Origin of the sequence: Wolbachia endosymbiont (group A) of Nomada flava (assembly GCF_964027055.1) — a bacterium.
GTDB classification, from domain to species: Bacteria; Pseudomonadota; Alphaproteobacteria; order Rickettsiales; family Anaplasmataceae; genus Wolbachia; species Wolbachia pipientis.
Genome location: NZ_OZ034725.1, coordinates 532,619 through 549,243, shown reverse-complemented (window position 1 = coordinate 549,243; position 16,625 = coordinate 532,619). Strand labels below are relative to the sequence as shown.

At 36.4% G+C, this 16,625-nt stretch carries 18 protein-coding genes, 4 pseudogenes and 1 riboswitch; of the genes and pseudogenes, 16 read left to right on the top strand and 6 right to left on the bottom strand.

What is annotated here, in order from left to right:
* Positions 1–52 precede the first annotated feature (52 nt).
* The 4 genes and pseudogenes from AAGD70_RS02895 to AAGD70_RS02880 form a co-directional block, all read right to left on the bottom strand.
* Positions 53–536, bottom strand: a pseudogene (locus AAGD70_RS02895) (IS66 family transposase); the annotation flags it as partial.
* 118 nt (positions 537–654) lie between these two features.
* On the bottom strand, positions 655–1,011 hold the full coding sequence (gene grxD, locus AAGD70_RS02890; RefSeq protein WP_065095060.1) for a Grx4 family monothiol glutaredoxin: 357 nt from the start codon (positions 1,009–1,011) through the stop codon (positions 655–657).
* 15 nt (positions 1,012–1,026) lie between these two features.
* Positions 1,027–1,245 carry a BolA/IbaG family iron-sulfur metabolism protein gene (locus AAGD70_RS02885; protein ID WP_065095061.1) on the bottom strand — a complete coding sequence of 73 codons (219 nt, stop codon included), beginning with the start codon at positions 1,243–1,245 and terminating at the stop codon, positions 1,027–1,029.
* A gap of 78 nt (positions 1,246–1,323) precedes the next feature.
* Positions 1,324–2,646, bottom strand: coding sequence for a malic enzyme-like NAD(P)-binding protein (locus AAGD70_RS02880; protein WP_082941419.1), 1,323 nt, complete (start codon positions 2,644–2,646; stop codon positions 1,324–1,326).
* A 134-nt stretch (positions 2,647–2,780) separates the two neighbouring features.
* Between AAGD70_RS02880 and pgsA the strand changes: the two genes are divergently transcribed.
* From pgsA to AAGD70_RS02800, 15 genes and pseudogenes are all read left to right on the top strand, one after another.
* Positions 2,781–3,323 (top strand): CDP-diacylglycerol--glycerol-3-phosphate 3-phosphatidyltransferase, encoded by a 543-nt coding sequence (gene pgsA / locus AAGD70_RS02875; protein ID WP_065095062.1) that lies wholly within the window; start codon positions 2,781–2,783, stop codon positions 3,321–3,323.
* Positions 3,324–3,434: 111 nt separating this feature from the next.
* Complete coding sequence (locus AAGD70_RS02870; protein ID WP_245611075.1) at positions 3,435–3,884, top strand: hypothetical protein; 450 nt, start codon at positions 3,435–3,437, stop codon at positions 3,882–3,884.
* 3 nt (positions 3,885–3,887) lie between these two features.
* A complete protein-coding gene (locus AAGD70_RS02865) occupies positions 3,888–4,376 on the top strand; it encodes a hypothetical protein (protein ID WP_245611076.1) in 489 nt (162 codons plus the stop codon).
* A 60-nt stretch (positions 4,377–4,436) separates the two neighbouring features.
* A complete protein-coding gene (locus tag AAGD70_RS02860) occupies positions 4,437–5,144 on the top strand; it encodes an outer membrane protein assembly factor BamD (RefSeq protein WP_065095064.1) in 708 nt (235 codons plus the stop codon).
* Positions 5,145–5,204: 60 nt separating this feature from the next.
* On the top strand, positions 5,205–5,945 hold the full coding sequence (locus AAGD70_RS02855) for a YebC/PmpR family DNA-binding transcriptional regulator (RefSeq protein WP_065095065.1): 741 nt from the start codon (positions 5,205–5,207) through the stop codon (positions 5,943–5,945).
* Positions 5,946–6,296: 351 nt separating this feature from the next.
* A complete protein-coding gene (locus AAGD70_RS02845; protein WP_245611078.1) occupies positions 6,297–7,226 on the top strand; it encodes a M23 family metallopeptidase in 930 nt (309 codons plus the stop codon).
* A 7-nt stretch (positions 7,227–7,233) separates the two neighbouring features.
* A pseudogene (locus AAGD70_RS02840) lies at positions 7,234–7,464 on the top strand (SPFH domain-containing protein); the annotation flags it as partial.
* Positions 7,465–7,522: 58 nt separating this feature from the next.
* Positions 7,523–8,347 (top strand): annotated as a pseudogene (locus tag AAGD70_RS02835) (IS5-like element ISWpi1 family transposase).
* A 16-nt stretch (positions 8,348–8,363) separates the two neighbouring features.
* Positions 8,364–8,990: pseudogene (locus tag AAGD70_RS02830) on the top strand (SPFH domain-containing protein); the annotation flags it as partial.
* A gap of 76 nt (positions 8,991–9,066) precedes the next feature.
* A riboswitch (TPP riboswitch) is annotated at positions 9,067–9,169 on the top strand.
* The gene (locus AAGD70_RS02825; RefSeq protein WP_065095373.1) at positions 9,158–9,433 is read left to right on the top strand and encodes a SemiSWEET family sugar transporter; all 276 of its coding nucleotides are present in this window, start codon (positions 9,158–9,160) and stop codon (positions 9,431–9,433) included. (Overlaps the previous riboswitch by 12 nt.)
* Complete coding sequence (locus tag AAGD70_RS02820) at positions 9,414–10,106, top strand: thiamine diphosphokinase (protein ID WP_065094867.1); 693 nt, start codon at positions 9,414–9,416, stop codon at positions 10,104–10,106. The genes AAGD70_RS02825 and AAGD70_RS02820 overlap by 20 nt, the downstream gene beginning before the upstream one ends.
* A 469-nt stretch (positions 10,107–10,575) precedes the next feature.
* Positions 10,576–11,970, top strand: a complete 1,395-nt coding sequence (locus AAGD70_RS02815; RefSeq protein ID WP_065094868.1) for a malonyl-CoA decarboxylase — start codon at positions 10,576–10,578, stop codon at positions 11,968–11,970.
* A gap of 75 nt (positions 11,971–12,045) precedes the next feature.
* On the top strand, positions 12,046–13,842 hold the full coding sequence (gene lepA / locus AAGD70_RS02810) for a translation elongation factor 4 (protein WP_065094869.1): 1,797 nt from the start codon (positions 12,046–12,048) through the stop codon (positions 13,840–13,842).
* 352 nt (positions 13,843–14,194) lie between these two features.
* On the top strand, positions 14,195–14,380 hold the full coding sequence (locus tag AAGD70_RS02805; RefSeq protein WP_167347054.1) for a hypothetical protein: 186 nt from the start codon (positions 14,195–14,197) through the stop codon (positions 14,378–14,380).
* Positions 14,361–14,516, top strand: coding sequence for a hypothetical protein (locus AAGD70_RS02800; RefSeq protein ID WP_156518025.1), 156 nt, complete (start codon positions 14,361–14,363; stop codon positions 14,514–14,516). Before AAGD70_RS02805 ends, AAGD70_RS02800 begins: the two co-directional genes overlap by 20 nt.
* A 59-nt stretch (positions 14,517–14,575) precedes the next feature.
* Here the strand turns inward: AAGD70_RS02800 and AAGD70_RS02795 are convergent, their stop codons facing one another.
* The gene (locus AAGD70_RS02795; RefSeq protein WP_156518026.1) at positions 14,576–14,740 is read right to left on the bottom strand and encodes a hypothetical protein; all 165 of its coding nucleotides are present in this window, start codon (positions 14,738–14,740) and stop codon (positions 14,576–14,578) included.
* A gap of 130 nt (positions 14,741–14,870) precedes the next feature.
* On the opposite strand from AAGD70_RS02795, the gene AAGD70_RS02790 reads away from it, so the two are divergent.
* Positions 14,871–15,245, top strand: a complete 375-nt coding sequence (locus tag AAGD70_RS02790) for a TrbC/VirB2 family protein (protein ID WP_006279664.1) — start codon at positions 14,871–14,873, stop codon at positions 15,243–15,245.
* Here AAGD70_RS02790 and AAGD70_RS02785 read toward each other — a convergent pair.
* Complete coding sequence (locus AAGD70_RS02785) at positions 15,221–16,219, bottom strand: pyruvate dehydrogenase complex E1 component subunit beta (protein ID WP_012673123.1); 999 nt, start codon at positions 16,217–16,219, stop codon at positions 15,221–15,223. The two genes, AAGD70_RS02790 and AAGD70_RS02785, sit on opposite strands and share 25 nt — an antisense overlap.
* Positions 16,220–16,625: the final 406 nt, after the last annotated feature.

The following is a 16,625-nucleotide window of genomic DNA, read 5'->3' as shown; positions in this document are numbered from 1 at the left end:
CTCTTACCTCAATATTCTTTCTTTATATACTACGTATTCCTTGGTTTGTGGACAACCTCTTAACTCTTGGACCAAATGTATCTGGCGTAACACCTTCTGGTAACTTGCTACTTTTTCTTTTTCTGCATCTCCAACAACGACCATGTTCCAATTACTACATAAGGCCTAATTTCTGGAAGATCAACTTTTTGGTGCACATAAGGTTTTTCGTATATTACAAGCTCTCCTCCGCATTCGCAAATATTAGGCAACTCTATTTTTACTACTTTATCCGCTTCCATTGTGGCATGAAAATTTCCTTTATGCCCAACCTGATCGCCAACATTCCTTTCGCTTTTTGGCTTGTCCTTTTTTGTTTTGTACAATTCTTTAGAGCTCGGTAGAGATGAATTTTTCGAGTTTAAACCAAGCCTCTCTTTCAACTTAGCGTTCTCAATCCTCAAGGCCTTATTTTCTGCCTCTAACTCTTCTATCCTCCCTTCCAACTTTTCTATTTTTTGCTGTAAATTTTTGCAGAGTTCTAAAAGGTTTACCACATTACCTCACTTTTGCTCTATGATTATCTTTATTATCTTGCTTTGTCTACCTTATTTTGCCGCTCCCCTGAACGGATACGGTTTAAGACATAAGATCCTTTTTCATAGCTATACTACGTTATCCAGCGTCTGGGCACTGGTTTCTTGGTACTGATTCCGCAATAATTTTTTTTTCCTTCAATAAACTTTGCAGTTCGCCTTTTTCGTACATCTCGCGAGTGATGTCGCAACCACCAATAAACTCTTCCTTTATATATAATTGTGGAATTGTTGGCCAATCAGAAAACTTTTTTATAGATTCACGTATTTCATCATTCTCCAACACGTTAATATACTTAAACTTCACGTTCAATTTTTTTAGGATTGACACGACGAGTCCAGAGAATCCGCATTGAGGAAAATCAGAAGTGCCTTTCATATATAATACCACATCATTTTCTGCGATATCTTTTTTTATTTGTTCAAAATTGCTCATAAATTCACCTTATTTTTAAGTATTAGTTTCCAGTTGCAAGGCGTGTATAGACTGACCTTCCAGAGCTTTATATACCATTTTATGCTGTTCTATTCTTGTCTTTCCAAGAAAGCGCTTGGAGGTTATTTTTAAATGATAATGATCATCATCTCCAGCAAGGTCATGAACCTTTATATCAGCGTCGGGGAACGATTGTTTGATGATCCTCTCTAATTCGTGAATTGCAATAGTCATTGATTTACTTTAAATTACAATACTTTCATTATAAATCTAAAACGACTGGGTGCAATTGAATTATTGATTATATAGTTACTAATATTGTGAAGATAGTAGATTCAGTGTGTTAAGTGCACTAGCAAGGCGAGATTTTAATTGATTTTCATATTTACTCCAATCTTGTATTGCCTTTCTTGCAACACCTGAATCAACTGCGGCTTTTGCAACAGCAGGAGATACTATAGAAATTAATCTTGGGTCAAATGGAGTAGGTATTATATATTCACGTCCGTAGCTCATTTTACGACCGCCATAGACTGCAGATATCTCACCTGGTACTGGCTCACGGGCAAGCTTTGCTATTGCATCTGCAGCTGCAATTTTCATTTCATCATTTATTGTTGTTGCATGTACATCAAGCGCTCCTCTGAATATATAAGGAAATCCCATTACGTTGTTGACTTGATTGTTGTAATCTGACCTGCCAGTTGCGATTATTGCATCTGGCCTCACAGATTTTGCAAACTCAGGCCTTACTTCTGGATCGGGGTTGGCGAGAGCGAAAATAATCGGGTCTTTGCCCATACTCTTTAACATCTCTTCATTTAACACATCTTTTGCAGATAATCCGATGAATACATCAGCGCCTTTTATTGTATCAAGTAGAGAACGTTCGGAAGTATCAATTGCATATTTTTCCTTCCACTCATTCATGTCCTCGTTTCTACCTTTGTATATTACTCCTTGCTTATCACACAGCACTATATTTTTAGCGCCCATGGACTTTAGTATTTCTAAACATGCAATACCGGCTGCTCCAGCACCATTCATAATGATCTTAACGTCCTCTAATTTCTTTCCGACAATATCAAGAGCATTTTCTATGCCAGCTGCAACAACCACCGCAGTTCCATGCTGGTCATCATGGAACACTGGAATATCCATCAGTTCATTCAGGCGTTTCTCTATTATAAAACAATCGGGAGATCTTATATCTTCTAAATTTATCCCCCCCCAACTTGGTCCAAGATACCTTACTGCATTGATGAAATCTTCTATATTTTCTGTACCAACTTCTATATCAACTGCATCAATATCAGCAAGACGCTTAAATAAAACAGCTTTGCCTTCCATGACAGGTTTTGCAGCAAGAGGACCGATATTACCAAGTCCAAGCACTGCAGTGCCATTTGAAATGACAGCAACACAGTTGCTTTTTGCTGTATAATCATAAACAACCTCAGGATTTTTAGCTATTTCAAGGCACGGAGCTGCAACACCAGGGGAATAAGCAAGTGACAAATCATACTGGGTAGATAAAGGTTTTGTTGGCATGATTGAAATTTTACCAGGGTTACCACCTCTGCTGTGATACTTAAGCGCTTCTTGTTTTGTGGTACTATCTAAATCATCGTTCATCATTACATCCTTATATTTTAAGCTTGTATTTTTTAAGTATATGGAGTTTTTATAAATGTTCAATTGTAAACTATTAACTTGTGAACTCTGTTGTACTTCTGTATAAGTTTACCTATTACGTAAGATGATATTACATGCTTAAGAAGAACTTGCCTAATTTGCTTACGATTTCTCGTGTGCTTGCGATACCAGCAATAATATTAAGTTTTTATATAGAAAATAAGTATGCAGACCTGATAACAATATCAATCTTTATATTTGCATGCATTACAGATTTTTTTGATGGTTACTTAGCGCGTGCGTGGAAAGTCCAATCGAAATTTGGCAAGTTATTTGATCCAATTGCTGATAAGTTAATAGTAGTTTCAACGATAATTATGCTAGTTTATAAGCATAAGATAAATGATTATACGATAGTACCATCAGTTATCATCGTTTGTAGGGAGATATTGGTTTCGGGTTTGCGGGAATTTCTTATAGCTACAAACGTTAGCCTACCTGTAAGCAAAGCTGGAAAAATTAAGACATTTCTGCAGATGGTTGCTGTAGTAGCACTAATAGTGAGCAATTATGAAACAGTTCAATATACAGGTGCAATTTGTTTATGGGTTGCAGCTATTATAACTGTGTGGTCAGGCTATAATTATATCCTAGCCGGCATCAAACAGATTGATTAAATCTCCTAGGAAATAGTTAATAGACAAGAGTAGTTAATATCTTAGTGATATTGACTCAGAAAGCAAAAAGGTGTATAATTGTATTAACTTACAACTAATTAGGTTAATATTATGAAAATACCTAGTGGCAAATTTTCTTCTACCAAAAAGGTTCCAGGAAAGAATAAGAAAAAAAGAGATTTTGAACCATCAGAAGAGTTTTTTTGGGATTTTTGGCCAACAGTTGATAAAGAAGTCAAAAGAGAAAGGCTAGAACAAGAGCTATTAACACTAAAAAAAAGAGAGCTATATAGACAATGTGCATCATTGGTAACAATGGTTCCATTTGCATTATTTATGGCTATTGAACTGGAAAAAATATGTAGCGATCAGGTATTACTTGGCGTGATAAGTGGCGCGCTAAGCCACACTATATTACCTTTCATGGTCCTATCTCTTATTTGTGCACTATATTTAATTTACAATAATAGGAAAATAGCACAAAAAGAACGAGAGTTGAAGAATATTGAAAATGGAGAGGAAGTAAAGGAAAAAGAGCACAATATTTCTGATATAGGTTAGTGTTTGATCTATATTGAGGCTATAACAACTGCACTGGCTATTGTAGGTATGATAATGGGTGAAACATCTTCACTTGAAGCAGCAGAGGATGCAATTTTATTTCTTGCCAATGCAATTGCTTTTCTTGCAACTCTTGCTTCTTATATTGATAAGCATGAAAAAAATAAGAAAAAGGAAACAGAAAAGTCTGATCTTGATGAGAAATCTAGCAAGAAAACTAGCAATATGTCTGTAGCCGGATTGGCTCTTGCTGGTTCTTCTATATTTTTAATAAGAAGGATAATGTTAATGGCATTAGCATCGTCCTTAAATCCTGCTGTTGGACCTACTTTAGGCTTGATAGGTATTGCACTTTTTATGGTTGTACAGGTATTAACTATACATTCCTACAGCAAGACGCTGAAAGATCCAAAAGTGGAAGGACGAGGTGAATCAAGAAATGCAGGTAGTTCTGACCGTAGTTATAAAGAAGAAGGGCAGGCTATTGCCTAAGAAATTTATTTATTTAAGTAATATTTAGGTCTATACTTTATTTTGATCGAAAAAAATCTTATGTATAAGACTTTAATCACGTGCTTTATTTTTCTGGTTTGCTCCTTTACGCAGTCACATGCGGATGATCTTGAAAAAACTGAAACTGAACTATATGAAGAAGCAGTTGAACTTTTTGACCAGAAAAAATATAAACAAGCTATTAGGGCATTTCATAAGATAGAGGATTTGTATCCTTTTTCTTATTGGGCAATGAAAGCAAAATTATTATCTGGGGTCTCTCACTATAATATGGGTAACTATAGCAGTGCTGCAAGTGATATGGATGATTATATATATGTTTATTCAAATGGTGAAGATTTACCATATGTATACTACTTAAGGGTATTATCTTATTACATGCAAATTAATAAAGTGCAACTTGGACAGCAAACTGTATATAAAACTTTAGAGCTAGCCACTGAGTACATTAATCTCTTTCCAGGCAGCGAATATGTAGACGAGATAAAGGAAAGAGCAAAATTAATCACAGAACATATATCAACAAAAGAGTATTCTATCGGTAAATTTTACCTGAGGCGTGGTGAATATTTAGCAGCAATTAAGCGTTTCCAGAATATGGCAAGCTATAAGGATTCTAAATATTTTTCTAAGTCTATTAACTATTTAATAGCAGCCCATTCAGCTCTTGGCCTTGACTTAGAAGCTGAGCAGTATGAAAGTATGTTATTAGCAGAAAACCTGCAAGATGCCAAGCCGGAGGCTTGAAAATTTGCTTTAGTTTTTTCTATACTTTGATATATAATTTAGATTTTTAACTATTTGAATATGGCTGGTCATTCACAATTTTCAAATATAAAACATCGGAAAGGCGCTCAGGATGCAAAGCGCTCTCAAAAATTTACGAAGCTGATTAGAGAAATAACAGTTGCTGCAAAGCAAGGGCTGCCCGATCCCGAACTCAACCCGCGCCTTCGCTCTGCTATATTTGCTGCACGCAAGGAAAATCTACCAAAAGATAAAATAGAAACAGCAATAAAAAATGCAACCGGTAACGTTGCTGGAGAAAATTATGAGGAAATCCAATATGAAGGTCATGGCCCTTCTGGCACTGCACTCATTGTCCATGCCTTGACTAATAACCGCAACCGTACTGCTTCTGAGGTACGTTATATATTTTCTCGCAAGGGTGGAAACTTGGGAGAAACAGGAAGTGTTAGTTACCTCTTCGATCATGTAGGCTTAATCGTCTATAAAGCAGAGGATGTGAATTTTGATGATTTATTTAATTATGGGATCGAGTTAGAAGTATTGAACGTTGAGGAAAATGACAAAGAAGGATTACATGTTATAACTTGTGAAATAAAAGATTTTGGTAAAGTACGCGATGCCTTTTATGCAAAATTCGGAGAACCAGAACTTGCTCGTCTTTCATGGCAGCCAAAAGATCTGATTGAAATTAGCGATAAAGAGTTGATTGATAAATTATCTACATTGGTTGAAGAACTAGAAGATAATGACGATGTACAGTACGTGGAAGGTAATTTTACTTTTGTTGATGCTGTTTAAATGATGAAGCTGATTATATTTGTGCTGCTCTTTATCTTACCGTTATATACCGCTGAAACATCAGCAGATCTTGCGCAGTATGCAGCCAGTGCCTCTCTTTCTTGTCATCCCAGTACCCAGACACTGGGATCCAGCAAAATTGATTGTAAACAGCACACTATACAACATTTTCGATTAAAAAACTGGATTCCAGTGTCAGCTACTTGCATGACAGAAAAGGAACGTACAAAGGCTGCGCCCATAGGGTGTCATCCCAGTGCCCAGACACTGGGATCCAGCAAAATTCAAGCACATTATGCAACATTTTCGGTGAAATTACCAGAAAGCTGGATTCCAGTGTCAGCTACTTGCATGACAGAAAGCAACCTAACCCACTCTCCAGTGTCACTTCAGCAAGGAATCAGGAAAAAAAAAGATATTACTTTGGTGGAGGGAAGCAACGTAGGAAACTTAGTACATGATGGAAAGTTGTTATTCATATCCAGCACCATAAAATCCTCTTTCTTTGCCACGGGAATTGAGCAAGGGTTGGCGCCAAATACAGTGGTGAAATTGATCAACATATATAAAGATTTCGGTGTTGATTTTAAAAAAGACATTGTGCCGAAGAGTAAATTGGAGGTTCTTTTTGAGAGATCGCTCAGTAATCGGAAGACTGAAGAAAAAATTTTATATGCTTCACTGACAATAAACAAGAAAGCTATTAGTTTATATCATTATAAATCGCAAGACGGCAAAGAAAGGTATTTTAATAAAGAAGGAATAAGCTTAAAAAATGGCGAAATTTTTGCAAATCCTTTAAATGGAGATTATCGCATATCCTCAAAATTTGGCAATAGAAAGCATCCTGTTCGCGGTAAAATTGCTTTTCACAAAGGAGTGGATTATGCAGCTAAACTTGGCACTCCCATATACGCTGCTGCAGAGGGTGTGGTAGAATATATAGGAAAGAATGGTGGCTATGGAAATTACATCAAAATAAAACACAAAAATGAATATTCAACCTGTTATGCGCATATAAGTAGATTTAGTGGCGATATAAAGTTAGGCTCTAAAGTAAAGCAGGGGCAGGTCATCGCTTATGTTGGTAGCACTGGTGTTGCAACAGGACCCCATTTACATTACGAAGTTATATATAACAGCAAACACATCGATCCGCTTACGATAGCGCATAAAACTGAAGTAAAATTGCCTGATCATGAATTAAGAGAGTTTAAACTATTTGTAAATAAGATAAATAAAACGATCAACAGAGAGGGTTCAAGTGAAAAAGAAGTTTAAAGACAATATGGATAAGAATACGATAAACGATAGAATTTGAGTCAAATTCGGGCTTTTCCTGTACTAATAGCGCTAGGATTAATTTTATCGCTGCTTTTTTGGGCATATGACAGCACAATTGCACTTGGAGTTGCTGCTGTTTCAATTTTGACTTTTCTTCAAGGATTTTTTATTAATGACCCTAATGAAGCAAGAGTGATAGAGTTTTTTTGGTCATTATATTGGAACTTATTTTAAGAGGTTGTCCGGAAACAAGTAAAAGGCTATAATATCTGAAATTTTAGTACGGGGTAAAGATGAGAAAAAAGTATCCAACAGATCTAAGCGAAAGGGAATGGGCAAGAATAGAAAAACACTTCAGAGTATCATACAAGAAAGGAGGAAGGCCGCCAAAGTATAGCAAAAGAGAAATATTAGAAGCAATTTTCTATGTATTGCGTACAGGGTGTCAATGGCGGTATTTACCAAATGATTTTCCGCTATGGAAGACTGTGTATGAGCAGTTCAGGCAATGGAAGAAGCAGGGAATTTTTGAGAAAATGAATTATGAAATATAGTAGAAGAAAAATAGGAAGGAATGAGCAGCCGAGTGCCTGTATAGTAGATAGTCAATCTGTAAAGACTACAGAAAAGGGGGGATCAAAGGCTATGATGGAAGTAAAAAAGTAAAGGGTAGAAAAAGGCATATAATTACAGACACTCAGGGTTTTATACTAGGTTGTTACGTAGGCGCTGCTAACGAAAATGATAGAGATGGTATTAAAATAGCATTAAACAATATGAGAACAAAATATACTAAAGTTAAAAAAATGTGGGCTGACATGGGATACCAAGGAAGAAATTTAAAGAATCACATAAAGGAAGAATATGACATAGATATTGAAATTGTTAAAAGGCCTCCATGTAGATTTTGGGTGCACAAAGATACGCCACCTGAGCTACTACCAACAAGAGAACAAGGGTTTAAAGTACAGCCAAGAAGATGGGTTGTAGAAAGGACTTTTGCTTGGGTTAATAGGAATAGAAGGCTATCGAAGGAGTATGATTTACTCACAACATCCACTGAGAATTTCATATACCTAGCTATGAGTAGGGTTATGTTAAAGAGGGAATATGCTTGAATTTACTTGTTTCCGGACAACCTCTAAGTCTGGAATATGTGTAACGCTTCCCTTTTCAAGCAAATATATAGTTTCCCTAAAATTTCAGAATATCAACACAGAAAAAATAAAAGTGAATGATGCCAATGGAAGTCCAATAGAGATTTCAGCAGTGATTGTTTGGAGAGTGAGCAGTCCTGCAAAGGCGTATTATAATGTTAACAACTATCACGAATTTGTTTTTGTACAAAGTGACTCAGTAATAAGAGAATTAGCAAGCAATTATCCGTATGATAGCGAAAGCGATGAGGAATCTTTACGTAAAAATTCTGATAAAATTTCAGATGAATTGCGGTCAATGTTACAACAAAGATTAGATATTGCAGGAATTGAGATTACAGAAGCGAGAATATCGCATCTGGCATATTCATCTGAAATTGCACAGGTAATGCTAAGACGCCAACAAGCACATGCTATCACTTCGGCAAGAAGGCTTATAGTGCAAAACGCAATAGGAATTATCGAGGAAGTAATAGCTCATTTTGAAAAAAACAAAAGCTTACAATTAGATGGCAAGCAAAAGGTTCAATTGATAAATAATTTGCTGGTTGCCCTAATCTCTGAGCAAGATGCACAACCGACGATTAGTTTGGATAATAATTAGCATAGAAGCCGATTGGGTTTCATAAATGCAAGTCACTATTAATTTCTTGATTAATAGACTAAATGATGTTATAAATTACACGCATTAGGGGTGCTCTAGAAAAGCTGAGAGTACATAAAGTACAACCCTTTGAACCTGATATTGTTAAAGCAAGCGTAGGAAAATGTATGTATATAAATATTGAAGAATGCTTCGGCTTCATTGCGTTAATTGCATCTCTAATTGGATTATCACCTCAAGTATATAAAGCATATATCACTAAAGTTACTCGTGATGTATCGATGTTAATGTTAGTAAACTATCTTATTTGTTCATTGTCTTGGATTGGCTATGGTCTTTACCAGAGCTCAATTTTTATGGTGCTTAGCAATATTGCTGGATTAGTGATTAGCATAATATCAATTATTCAAAAATGTTACTACGATGCAAAACCTGCACCATGATCATGTGCTGCACTGCAGTACACAACAACAATATCGTTCTATTGTAGTGCTAAATGGAAAAATACCGAGCTCATCGTTTTTTAAACGAGATATACCTATTATTGCTGTAGATGGAGGAGCAAACAAGCTTCTATCAATTGGCGTAAAACCTGATCTTGTAGTAGGAGATTTGGATAGCGTAAATCTGGATTTACGTGCTAATTTGAATACGATATATCTACCTGATCAAGATTATTGCGACTTTTCTAAAGCAATGGCTCACTTAAAAACAGTAAAGTTATTGCCATCAATAGTAACGGGTATTACTGGAGGAGCAATTGATCACATACTACAGAATATTAACATTTTTCTAAGTACGGGCAGTATCTTTTACACACCTTCACCTCCCATGGTAGGTTACACTTTACAAAAAGGTATTACCCATTTTTTTTCTTTGCCAAAAAATACTAAAATATCTTTACTTGGTATACCGAGAGCTCAAATATCAACTAAAGGATTAAAATGGGAACTGCACCTTAGTAATTTTGCTTTTCCGGGAAAAAATTCTTGCTTTAATCGAAGTTTAGGCAATAAGGTATCCGTAGAAGTACACAGTGGTATATGTCTAGCAATGATTTATTTAGAGACAGTAGATGATGCTGCAAGACATCATGTGCGTCAAGTTAAGAAGTAAATAGACTTCTTGCATAACCCAAACTAAGTAGAAAAAAGGTATCATCCAAGTAGCTGACACTGGTTCCTTTATGACGTGTCATTCCAGTTTCAGCTACTTGAATGACAGCAGTCCTACGTCATACCGCCGCGGTATCTCAGCCGCTAACAAAGCGGGATGACGAATTGCTTAACTATCATAATAAGGGGGCTGGCAGAGTTTGTCAAGTAAGTTTTTTCGTTTCTACTGAATGACAGTTGTGGCTTGGGAGGTAGTGCAAGAAGTCTATTGTATTACTGAATTATTAATAATCTAGTAATAGTGCCTGCTATGTAGCTAAATTTTCTTTTAACTTAAGCTATATGTAGCTAAAATAACTTGGGTTTATCGACAACCGTCATCCCGCTAGTGGGATCTCTTGTTAGCGGCTGAGATGCCGCGGCGGTATGACGTACTGACTTGCATTAGCCATGTATAATAAAGGTAATCTATGACAAAAGAATCATTGGTAAAAACTGATATAGTGAAAGTTGAAGACAAAAAGGCGGTAGGAAGCTTTTTTAAAATACTAGGTGGAGTGGCAGATGCTGTAAGATCGTGGATTGGTAACATCAGTCCTGATTTAAGCAACAGTCGCGATATCGATAGTTTAGTCTTGAAGATGAACGAGTGCTTAAACCCAAAGGGAGGGGAGGTTTCAGCACGTAAGAACGCTGTATCTCTTGGTAACCTGTACTTGAGCTTATCAGAGAAAGGTAAAATAAAATTTCTACAAACCCTGGCAGAAAAATTTAATCCGAATAAAGCGGAAATAGATGAGAAAATTAGAGAGTATAAGAAAAACCAAGATCCCGAGTTAAACTATAAATTTGAACAGGATTTAATAAAAATTCTTGAATCACCGCGTTCTAAAATATTAAAGCAATTTATTTCTTTACCAGAAGGCCTTAAGTTTATTGTTGATATGCGTTCTGACGTGCTTAAGCTAAAGAACCAATATAGAAGCTTGAATCCACTAGAGAACGAATTAAAAAATATACTCTATACTTGGGTTGATGTTGATCTACTTGATCTTCGTCAAATCACCTGGGATTCACCTGCATCATTGCTAGAAAAACTTATAAAATATGAAGCTGTGCATAAAATTTCCTCTTGGGATGACTTAAAAAACAGGCTGGGTCTCTGTTTTGCTTTTTTTCATTACAAGATACCAAACGAACCTCTAATTTTTGTAGAGGTTGCATTGGTGGATAAGATTGCAGATAGTATTCAACACCTTTTAGATGAGTCGGTACCTTCAAATGATCCAAGTAGTGCGAGCACTGCTATATTCTATTCAATATCAAATACTCAAGCAGGGTTATCTGGAATCAGCCTTGGTAATTTTTTGATCAAAAGGGTTGTAGAAAAGCTATCACAGGAATTTAAAAGTATAAAAACATACGCAACTCTTTCTCCAATACCTGGCTTTACGAAATGGCTAAAAAACAATCTAAACCAAGATGTCACTTTATTGGGCAAACTAAATATAAAACAATCTAGTGCAGAAATTTTAGAAAGTGCAGAGCAATTAAAAATTAACGTTGAATGTATAAATGAAACTAAACAATGCATGCTTAAACTATGTGCATATTATTTACTAAAAGTGAATAATAGTAATGGGAATGCTTATGATCCGGTGGCGCATTTTCATTTAAGCAATGGTGCATCGATAAAACAATTAAACTGGATGGCGGATACTTCTGAAAAGGGTATTAGTCAGTCGGCTGGAATGATGGTGAATTATCTGTATGAGTTGCCTAAAATAGATAATAATCATGAGAATTATATGATTAATAAAGTGATTTCCTGCTCGAAAAAAGTGTCGTCTATGTTGAAGGAGTAAATAGTCTCTTAATAAAGGATTGCCCTCACAACACTTAAAATGTAAAATGGTTCTACTTAAATAAAATAGCCATAAATGAACAACATAAGAAATTTTGCAATAATAGCGCATATAGACCACGGTAAGTCAACGCTTGCTGACCGTTTAATAGAGGAATGTAACGGCCTTGAAGCAAGAGAAATGATCAATCAAATACTCGATTCAATGGATATAGAACGCGAACGTGGGATTACAATTAAGGCACAGACAGTAAAACTCAATTATACGGCAAATGACGGTAATCAATATTGCCTAAATCTCATGGACACCCCAGGTCACGTTGACTTTTCTTACGAGGTAAGCCGAAGCTTAGCCGCATGTGAAGGTTCACTTTTAGTGGTAGATAGTAGCCAGGGCGTTGAAGCACAAACCCTTGCAAATGTATATAAAGCTATTGACAACAATCATGAAATAATAGTTGTGCTCAATAAAGTTGATCTTCCTGCTGCAGATCCAGAAGGGGTAAAACTCCAGGTTGAGGAAATAATCGGTATTGACGCAAGTGAGTCAGTTTTAATATCAGCAAAAACTGGACTTGGAATAAAAGATGTACTTGAAGCAATAGTGGCAAAACTTCCAGCTCCTCAAGGTGATGTAAATGCTCCACTGCAAGCAATTTTAGTTGATAGTTGGTATGACACTTACTTAGGAGTGGTAATTTTAGTGCGAGTTAAAAATGGAGTGCTAAAAAAAGGCATGAGAATTGTTATGATGTCTAATAATGCTACATATCAGATAGATAATATCGGTATTTTCACCCCTAAAAAAGTGATGACGGGTGAACTTTCAGCGGGTGAAGTTGGTTTTATAACTGCTTCAATGAAGGAAGTAGCAGACTGCAAGGTAGGGGACACTATCACTGAGGAAAAGAGACCTTGTAGTAAAGCACTTCCTGGATTTAAAGAAGTGCATCCTGTGGTATTTTGTAGCATTTTTCCTCATAAAACGGATGATTTTAAATATCTAAGAGAAGCTCTAGAAAAGTTACATTTAAATGATGCAAGTTTTACCTTCGAGGCTGAAACTTCAAATGCACTAGGCTATGGATTTCGTTGTGGTTTTTTGGGAATGTTGCATCTTGAAGTTATTCAAGAAAGGCTCGAGAGAGAATTTGATTTAGACCTAACAGCAACTGCACCGAGTGTTATATATAGGGTTACAACACGAGGTGGTGAAGTTTTGAATATTCATAACCCAAGTGATATGCCAGATCCAACGAAAATTGAAATTGTGGAAGAACCATGGATTACCGCAACCATAATGGTCCCTGACCAATACTTGGGAGAGATTCTATCTCTATGTGAAGAAAGGAGGGGAGAACAGGAGGATTTATCTTACATTGGTAACACAACAACAGCATTGTTAAGATATAAATTACCACTGTCTGAAGTTGTTTTTGACTTTTATGATCGATTAAAATCAATTTCCAAAGGATATGCAAGTTTGGATTGGGAAATTTCCAGCTATCTGGTAAGCCAAATAGATAAATTAAGCTTTTTAATTAATGGAGAGCCCGTAGATGCACTGGCTTGTATCGTTCACAAAAGTAGGGCAGAAAAAAGGGGGCGTGAAATATGTGCACGCTTGAAGGATTTAATACCACGTCAGCAATATAAAATCGCGATTCAAGCGGCAGTGGGTGGAAAAATTATTGCCAGAGAAACGATTAATCCATATAGAAAAGATGTAACAGCTAAACTCTATGGTGGAGATGTAACGCGAAGAATGAAACTACTTGAAAAGCAAAAGAAAGGTAAAAAAAGGTTACATTCTATAGGGAACGTAAATATTCCACAGAATGCTTTTATTCAAGCCTTGAAGATAAGTGATTGATCTTAAAAGACTTCTTGTATAGTTTTTGGCAACAACCGTTAGAAACGAAAAAACTTACTTGACAAACTCCGCCAGCCCCCTTATTGTAGTATTAAGGGTATTTATGACTCAAAACTTGTTTTTGATCTGCGCAGGTTCAACAACAAAAATTCAGTAAAAAACTCAGAGTATTTATTGGCGGATTACATAAAATTATAGCGGCTGCATGTCTTTTAAATTTTTTCTACATTCAGCCAAATCGCGCTTATTTTAAGCGTTAGCACATTATTACAGCGCCACTTACAGTAATATAGAGTCAAAACTCGCACCACGGGGCTTCTTTTGCCTTTTTTTTCATTTAGTAAATTTCTTAATGTTTGTGGCTAAAAGAGTCCAAGAGAGGTGTCATGCCAGTGCTCCTTTTTTTGTCATCCCAGTGCTTGACACTGGGATCCAGCATTTCACGCAATCCCATCAAGAACGTTGTATTTTACATAACACTTTTATGCTTACCAACTTAATAAAATTCCTGGATCCCAGTGTCTGGGCACTGGGATGACACCCTTTTGGATAGAAACCAGTGTCTGGGCACTGGAATGACACCGAAGGGGCTACTGCTGTCTTGGATGGAAACCAGTGTCAGCTACTTTCATGACACCCTGACCTCGTCATCCCGCAGCGGGATCTCTTGTTAGCGCCGCGGCGGTATGACGTAGGATTGCTGTCATCCCGCTACGTGTTAGCGGGATCTATGCTAAGAGATACCGCGAATGAATCGCGGTATGACGGTTAAGTAGGGTGTCATTCCAGTCTGGAATCTAGTTCTTATTGTACATTTACTTGGTGTAGAGTTAAGTTTCCTGGATCCAAATAGTCTGGGCACTGGGATGACATCGTTTACTATGTGATATCGTGCCATATTACAATGTTCGTGCAGTTGTGTGTCAACTACTTTTGTGGCACTGTTTGTTATTCAATCTTTATGCTAGTTTTACTAAAAATTATAGTATTTTAGGTATAATTGCAATATCTAAATTTAAGGTATAGAGATGAACCCTAGGAAAGTTTTTAATATTCTTTTTATAGTATTATTTATTTCTTTTTCTCATGTTGGGAGTGCTGCCGCTGACACTAATACTGATACAACTGCTCAAGTAATATGTAACATTATTGGCTACGTTTGGGGAATAGGCGGACCGCTTATGACCGTAGTGATAATAGGTGCAGCTTTGCTTGCGATATTTGGTAGAATGCCATGGCCAGCTCTTTTTGCACTCGGTATATTTTGTGCTGTATTTTTCGGTGCTAAAACTATCGTCATAAAAGTAATGGGTGGTATAGGCGGCACTGGAAATACTTCTTTGATGGACCAATGCGGAACAGGAGACACAAAAAAGAACTATTTTTTTCTAAAACAGACCTGATGCACGGCTTCAACTATATCTTCCACTTGCGGTAATGCTTTTTTTTCTAGATTTGCAGCGTAAGGTAAGGGGATGTCCTTGCCAGTTACACGTACAACTGGAGCATCAAGGTAGTCAAATCCTTGTTCCATAACAACGGCTGACAGCTCTGCTCCTATTCCTGCAAATGGCCATCCTTCTTCTACACTAACTAACCTATTAGTCTTCTGAATAGAGTTAATAACAGTTTGAGTGTCAAGTGGTCTTAAGGTTCTGAGGTCAATAACTTCAGCTTCTATACCTTCACTCGAAAGTAAATCTGCTGCATTTAAGGCATCCATTAATTTTAATGAAAAAGCAGTGATAGTTACATCCTTTCCTTCCCGTATAACAGCAGCTTTGCCTATCTCAAGTAGATAATCTTTGTTTGATAGCTCAGAGTCAGAAACTTCATGCTCATGTCCATAAGCTATTTCGTTTTCTAGAAATATTACCGGATTAGGGTCACGAATTGCAGCTTTAAGCAGACCTCTGCAATCGGAGGCAAAATAGGGTGCTATTACTTTTAACCCCGGTATATGCGAATACCAAGCTGCAAAGCATTGAGAATGTTGTGCAGCAACTCTTGCTGCAGCGCCATTTGGTCCACGAAATACTATAGGGCATCCAAGTTGTCCGCCTGACATATAATTTGTTTTTGCTGCGGAATTCACAATTTGGTCAATAGCTTGCATAGAAAAATTAAAAGTCATAAACTCGACTATTGGCTTTAATCCAGCAAATGCCGCTCCAACAGCAAGGCCAGCAAATCCATGTTCGGTAATAGGCGTATCAACTACTCTGTTTTCTCCAAACTCTTTCAGTAATCCTTTCGTTACTTTATAAGCACCATCATACTCTGCAACTTCTTCACCCATGATAAGCACATCAGAGTCGTTTTGCATTTCTTCTCTAATTGCTGTGCATAAAGCTTCTCTTACACTTAAGGTTGCCATTTATAAACTTTTATAGACTTTAACTAAAGTAACTATATCAGAATTACTGGGGATAAGTAAAGTGTACAAATTAAGTTTTACAAACATCATGACCAACTCATTCCAAAAAAAAATCTTCTCACGCTTGCTGGTTTTGGTTGCTAAAAATGATTGTATTGCTTGTGTTTTTAATAATATATACTGCTAAGTTAATAATAATTCACTTGGGAATAACAGAAAAATACATGATAATTTTATATTTCAAATAGAATAAAATCCTTTTTATTGATACTGTCTTTTTTTGTAAAAAACATTCCTAACTTTTCCACCACTTTTTCTGGCTAAGGTCAGTATAACTTTTGCTTGAAATAACTGTTTATATGGTGCAATTTACAGCTTTTAGTTGCTAAAATTATAACTCTTAATT

Excerpts from the sequence above, each read along its gene's own strand:
- AAGD70_RS02785 (WP_012673123.1), bottom strand. The coding sequence starts at position 16,219 with ATGGCAACCTTAAGTGTAAGAGAAGCTTTATGCACAGCAATTAGAGAA.
- AAGD70_RS02845 (WP_245611078.1), top strand. The coding sequence starts at position 6,297 with ATGACAGAAAGCAACCTAACCCACTCTCCAGTGTCACTTCAGCAAGGA.
- AAGD70_RS02860 (WP_065095064.1), top strand. The coding sequence starts at position 4,437 with ATGTATAAGACTTTAATCACGTGCTTTATTTTTCTGGTTTGCTCCTTT.
- pgsA (WP_065095062.1), top strand. The coding sequence starts at position 2,781 with ATGCTTAAGAAGAACTTGCCTAATTTGCTTACGATTTCTCGTGTGCTT.
- AAGD70_RS02885 (WP_065095061.1), bottom strand. The coding sequence starts at position 1,245 with ATGACTATTGCAATTCACGAATTAGAGAGGATCATCAAACAATCGTTC.
- AAGD70_RS02790 (WP_006279664.1), top strand. The coding sequence starts at position 14,871 with ATGAACCCTAGGAAAGTTTTTAATATTCTTTTTATAGTATTATTTATT.
- AAGD70_RS02795 (WP_156518026.1), bottom strand. The coding sequence starts at position 14,740 with ATGGCACGATATCACATAGTAAACGATGTCATCCCAGTGCCCAGACTA.
- AAGD70_RS02880 (WP_082941419.1), bottom strand. The coding sequence starts at position 2,646 with ATGAACGATGATTTAGATAGTACCACAAAACAAGAAGCGCTTAAGTAT.
- AAGD70_RS02815 (WP_065094868.1), top strand. The coding sequence starts at position 10,576 with ATGACAAAAGAATCATTGGTAAAAACTGATATAGTGAAAGTTGAAGAC.
- AAGD70_RS02820 (WP_065094867.1), top strand. The coding sequence starts at position 9,414 with ATGCAAAACCTGCACCATGATCATGTGCTGCACTGCAGTACACAACAA.
- AAGD70_RS02825 (WP_065095373.1), top strand. The coding sequence starts at position 9,158 with ATGTATATAAATATTGAAGAATGCTTCGGCTTCATTGCGTTAATTGCA.
- AAGD70_RS02805 (WP_167347054.1), top strand. The coding sequence starts at position 14,195 with ATGTTTGTGGCTAAAAGAGTCCAAGAGAGGTGTCATGCCAGTGCTCCT.
- AAGD70_RS02870 (WP_245611075.1), top strand. The coding sequence starts at position 3,435 with ATGAAAATACCTAGTGGCAAATTTTCTTCTACCAAAAAGGTTCCAGGA.
- AAGD70_RS02855 (WP_065095065.1), top strand. The coding sequence starts at position 5,205 with ATGGCTGGTCATTCACAATTTTCAAATATAAAACATCGGAAAGGCGCT.
- grxD (WP_065095060.1), bottom strand. The coding sequence starts at position 1,011 with ATGAGCAATTTTGAACAAATAAAAAAAGATATCGCAGAAAATGATGTG.
- lepA (WP_065094869.1), top strand. The coding sequence starts at position 12,046 with ATGAACAACATAAGAAATTTTGCAATAATAGCGCATATAGACCACGGT.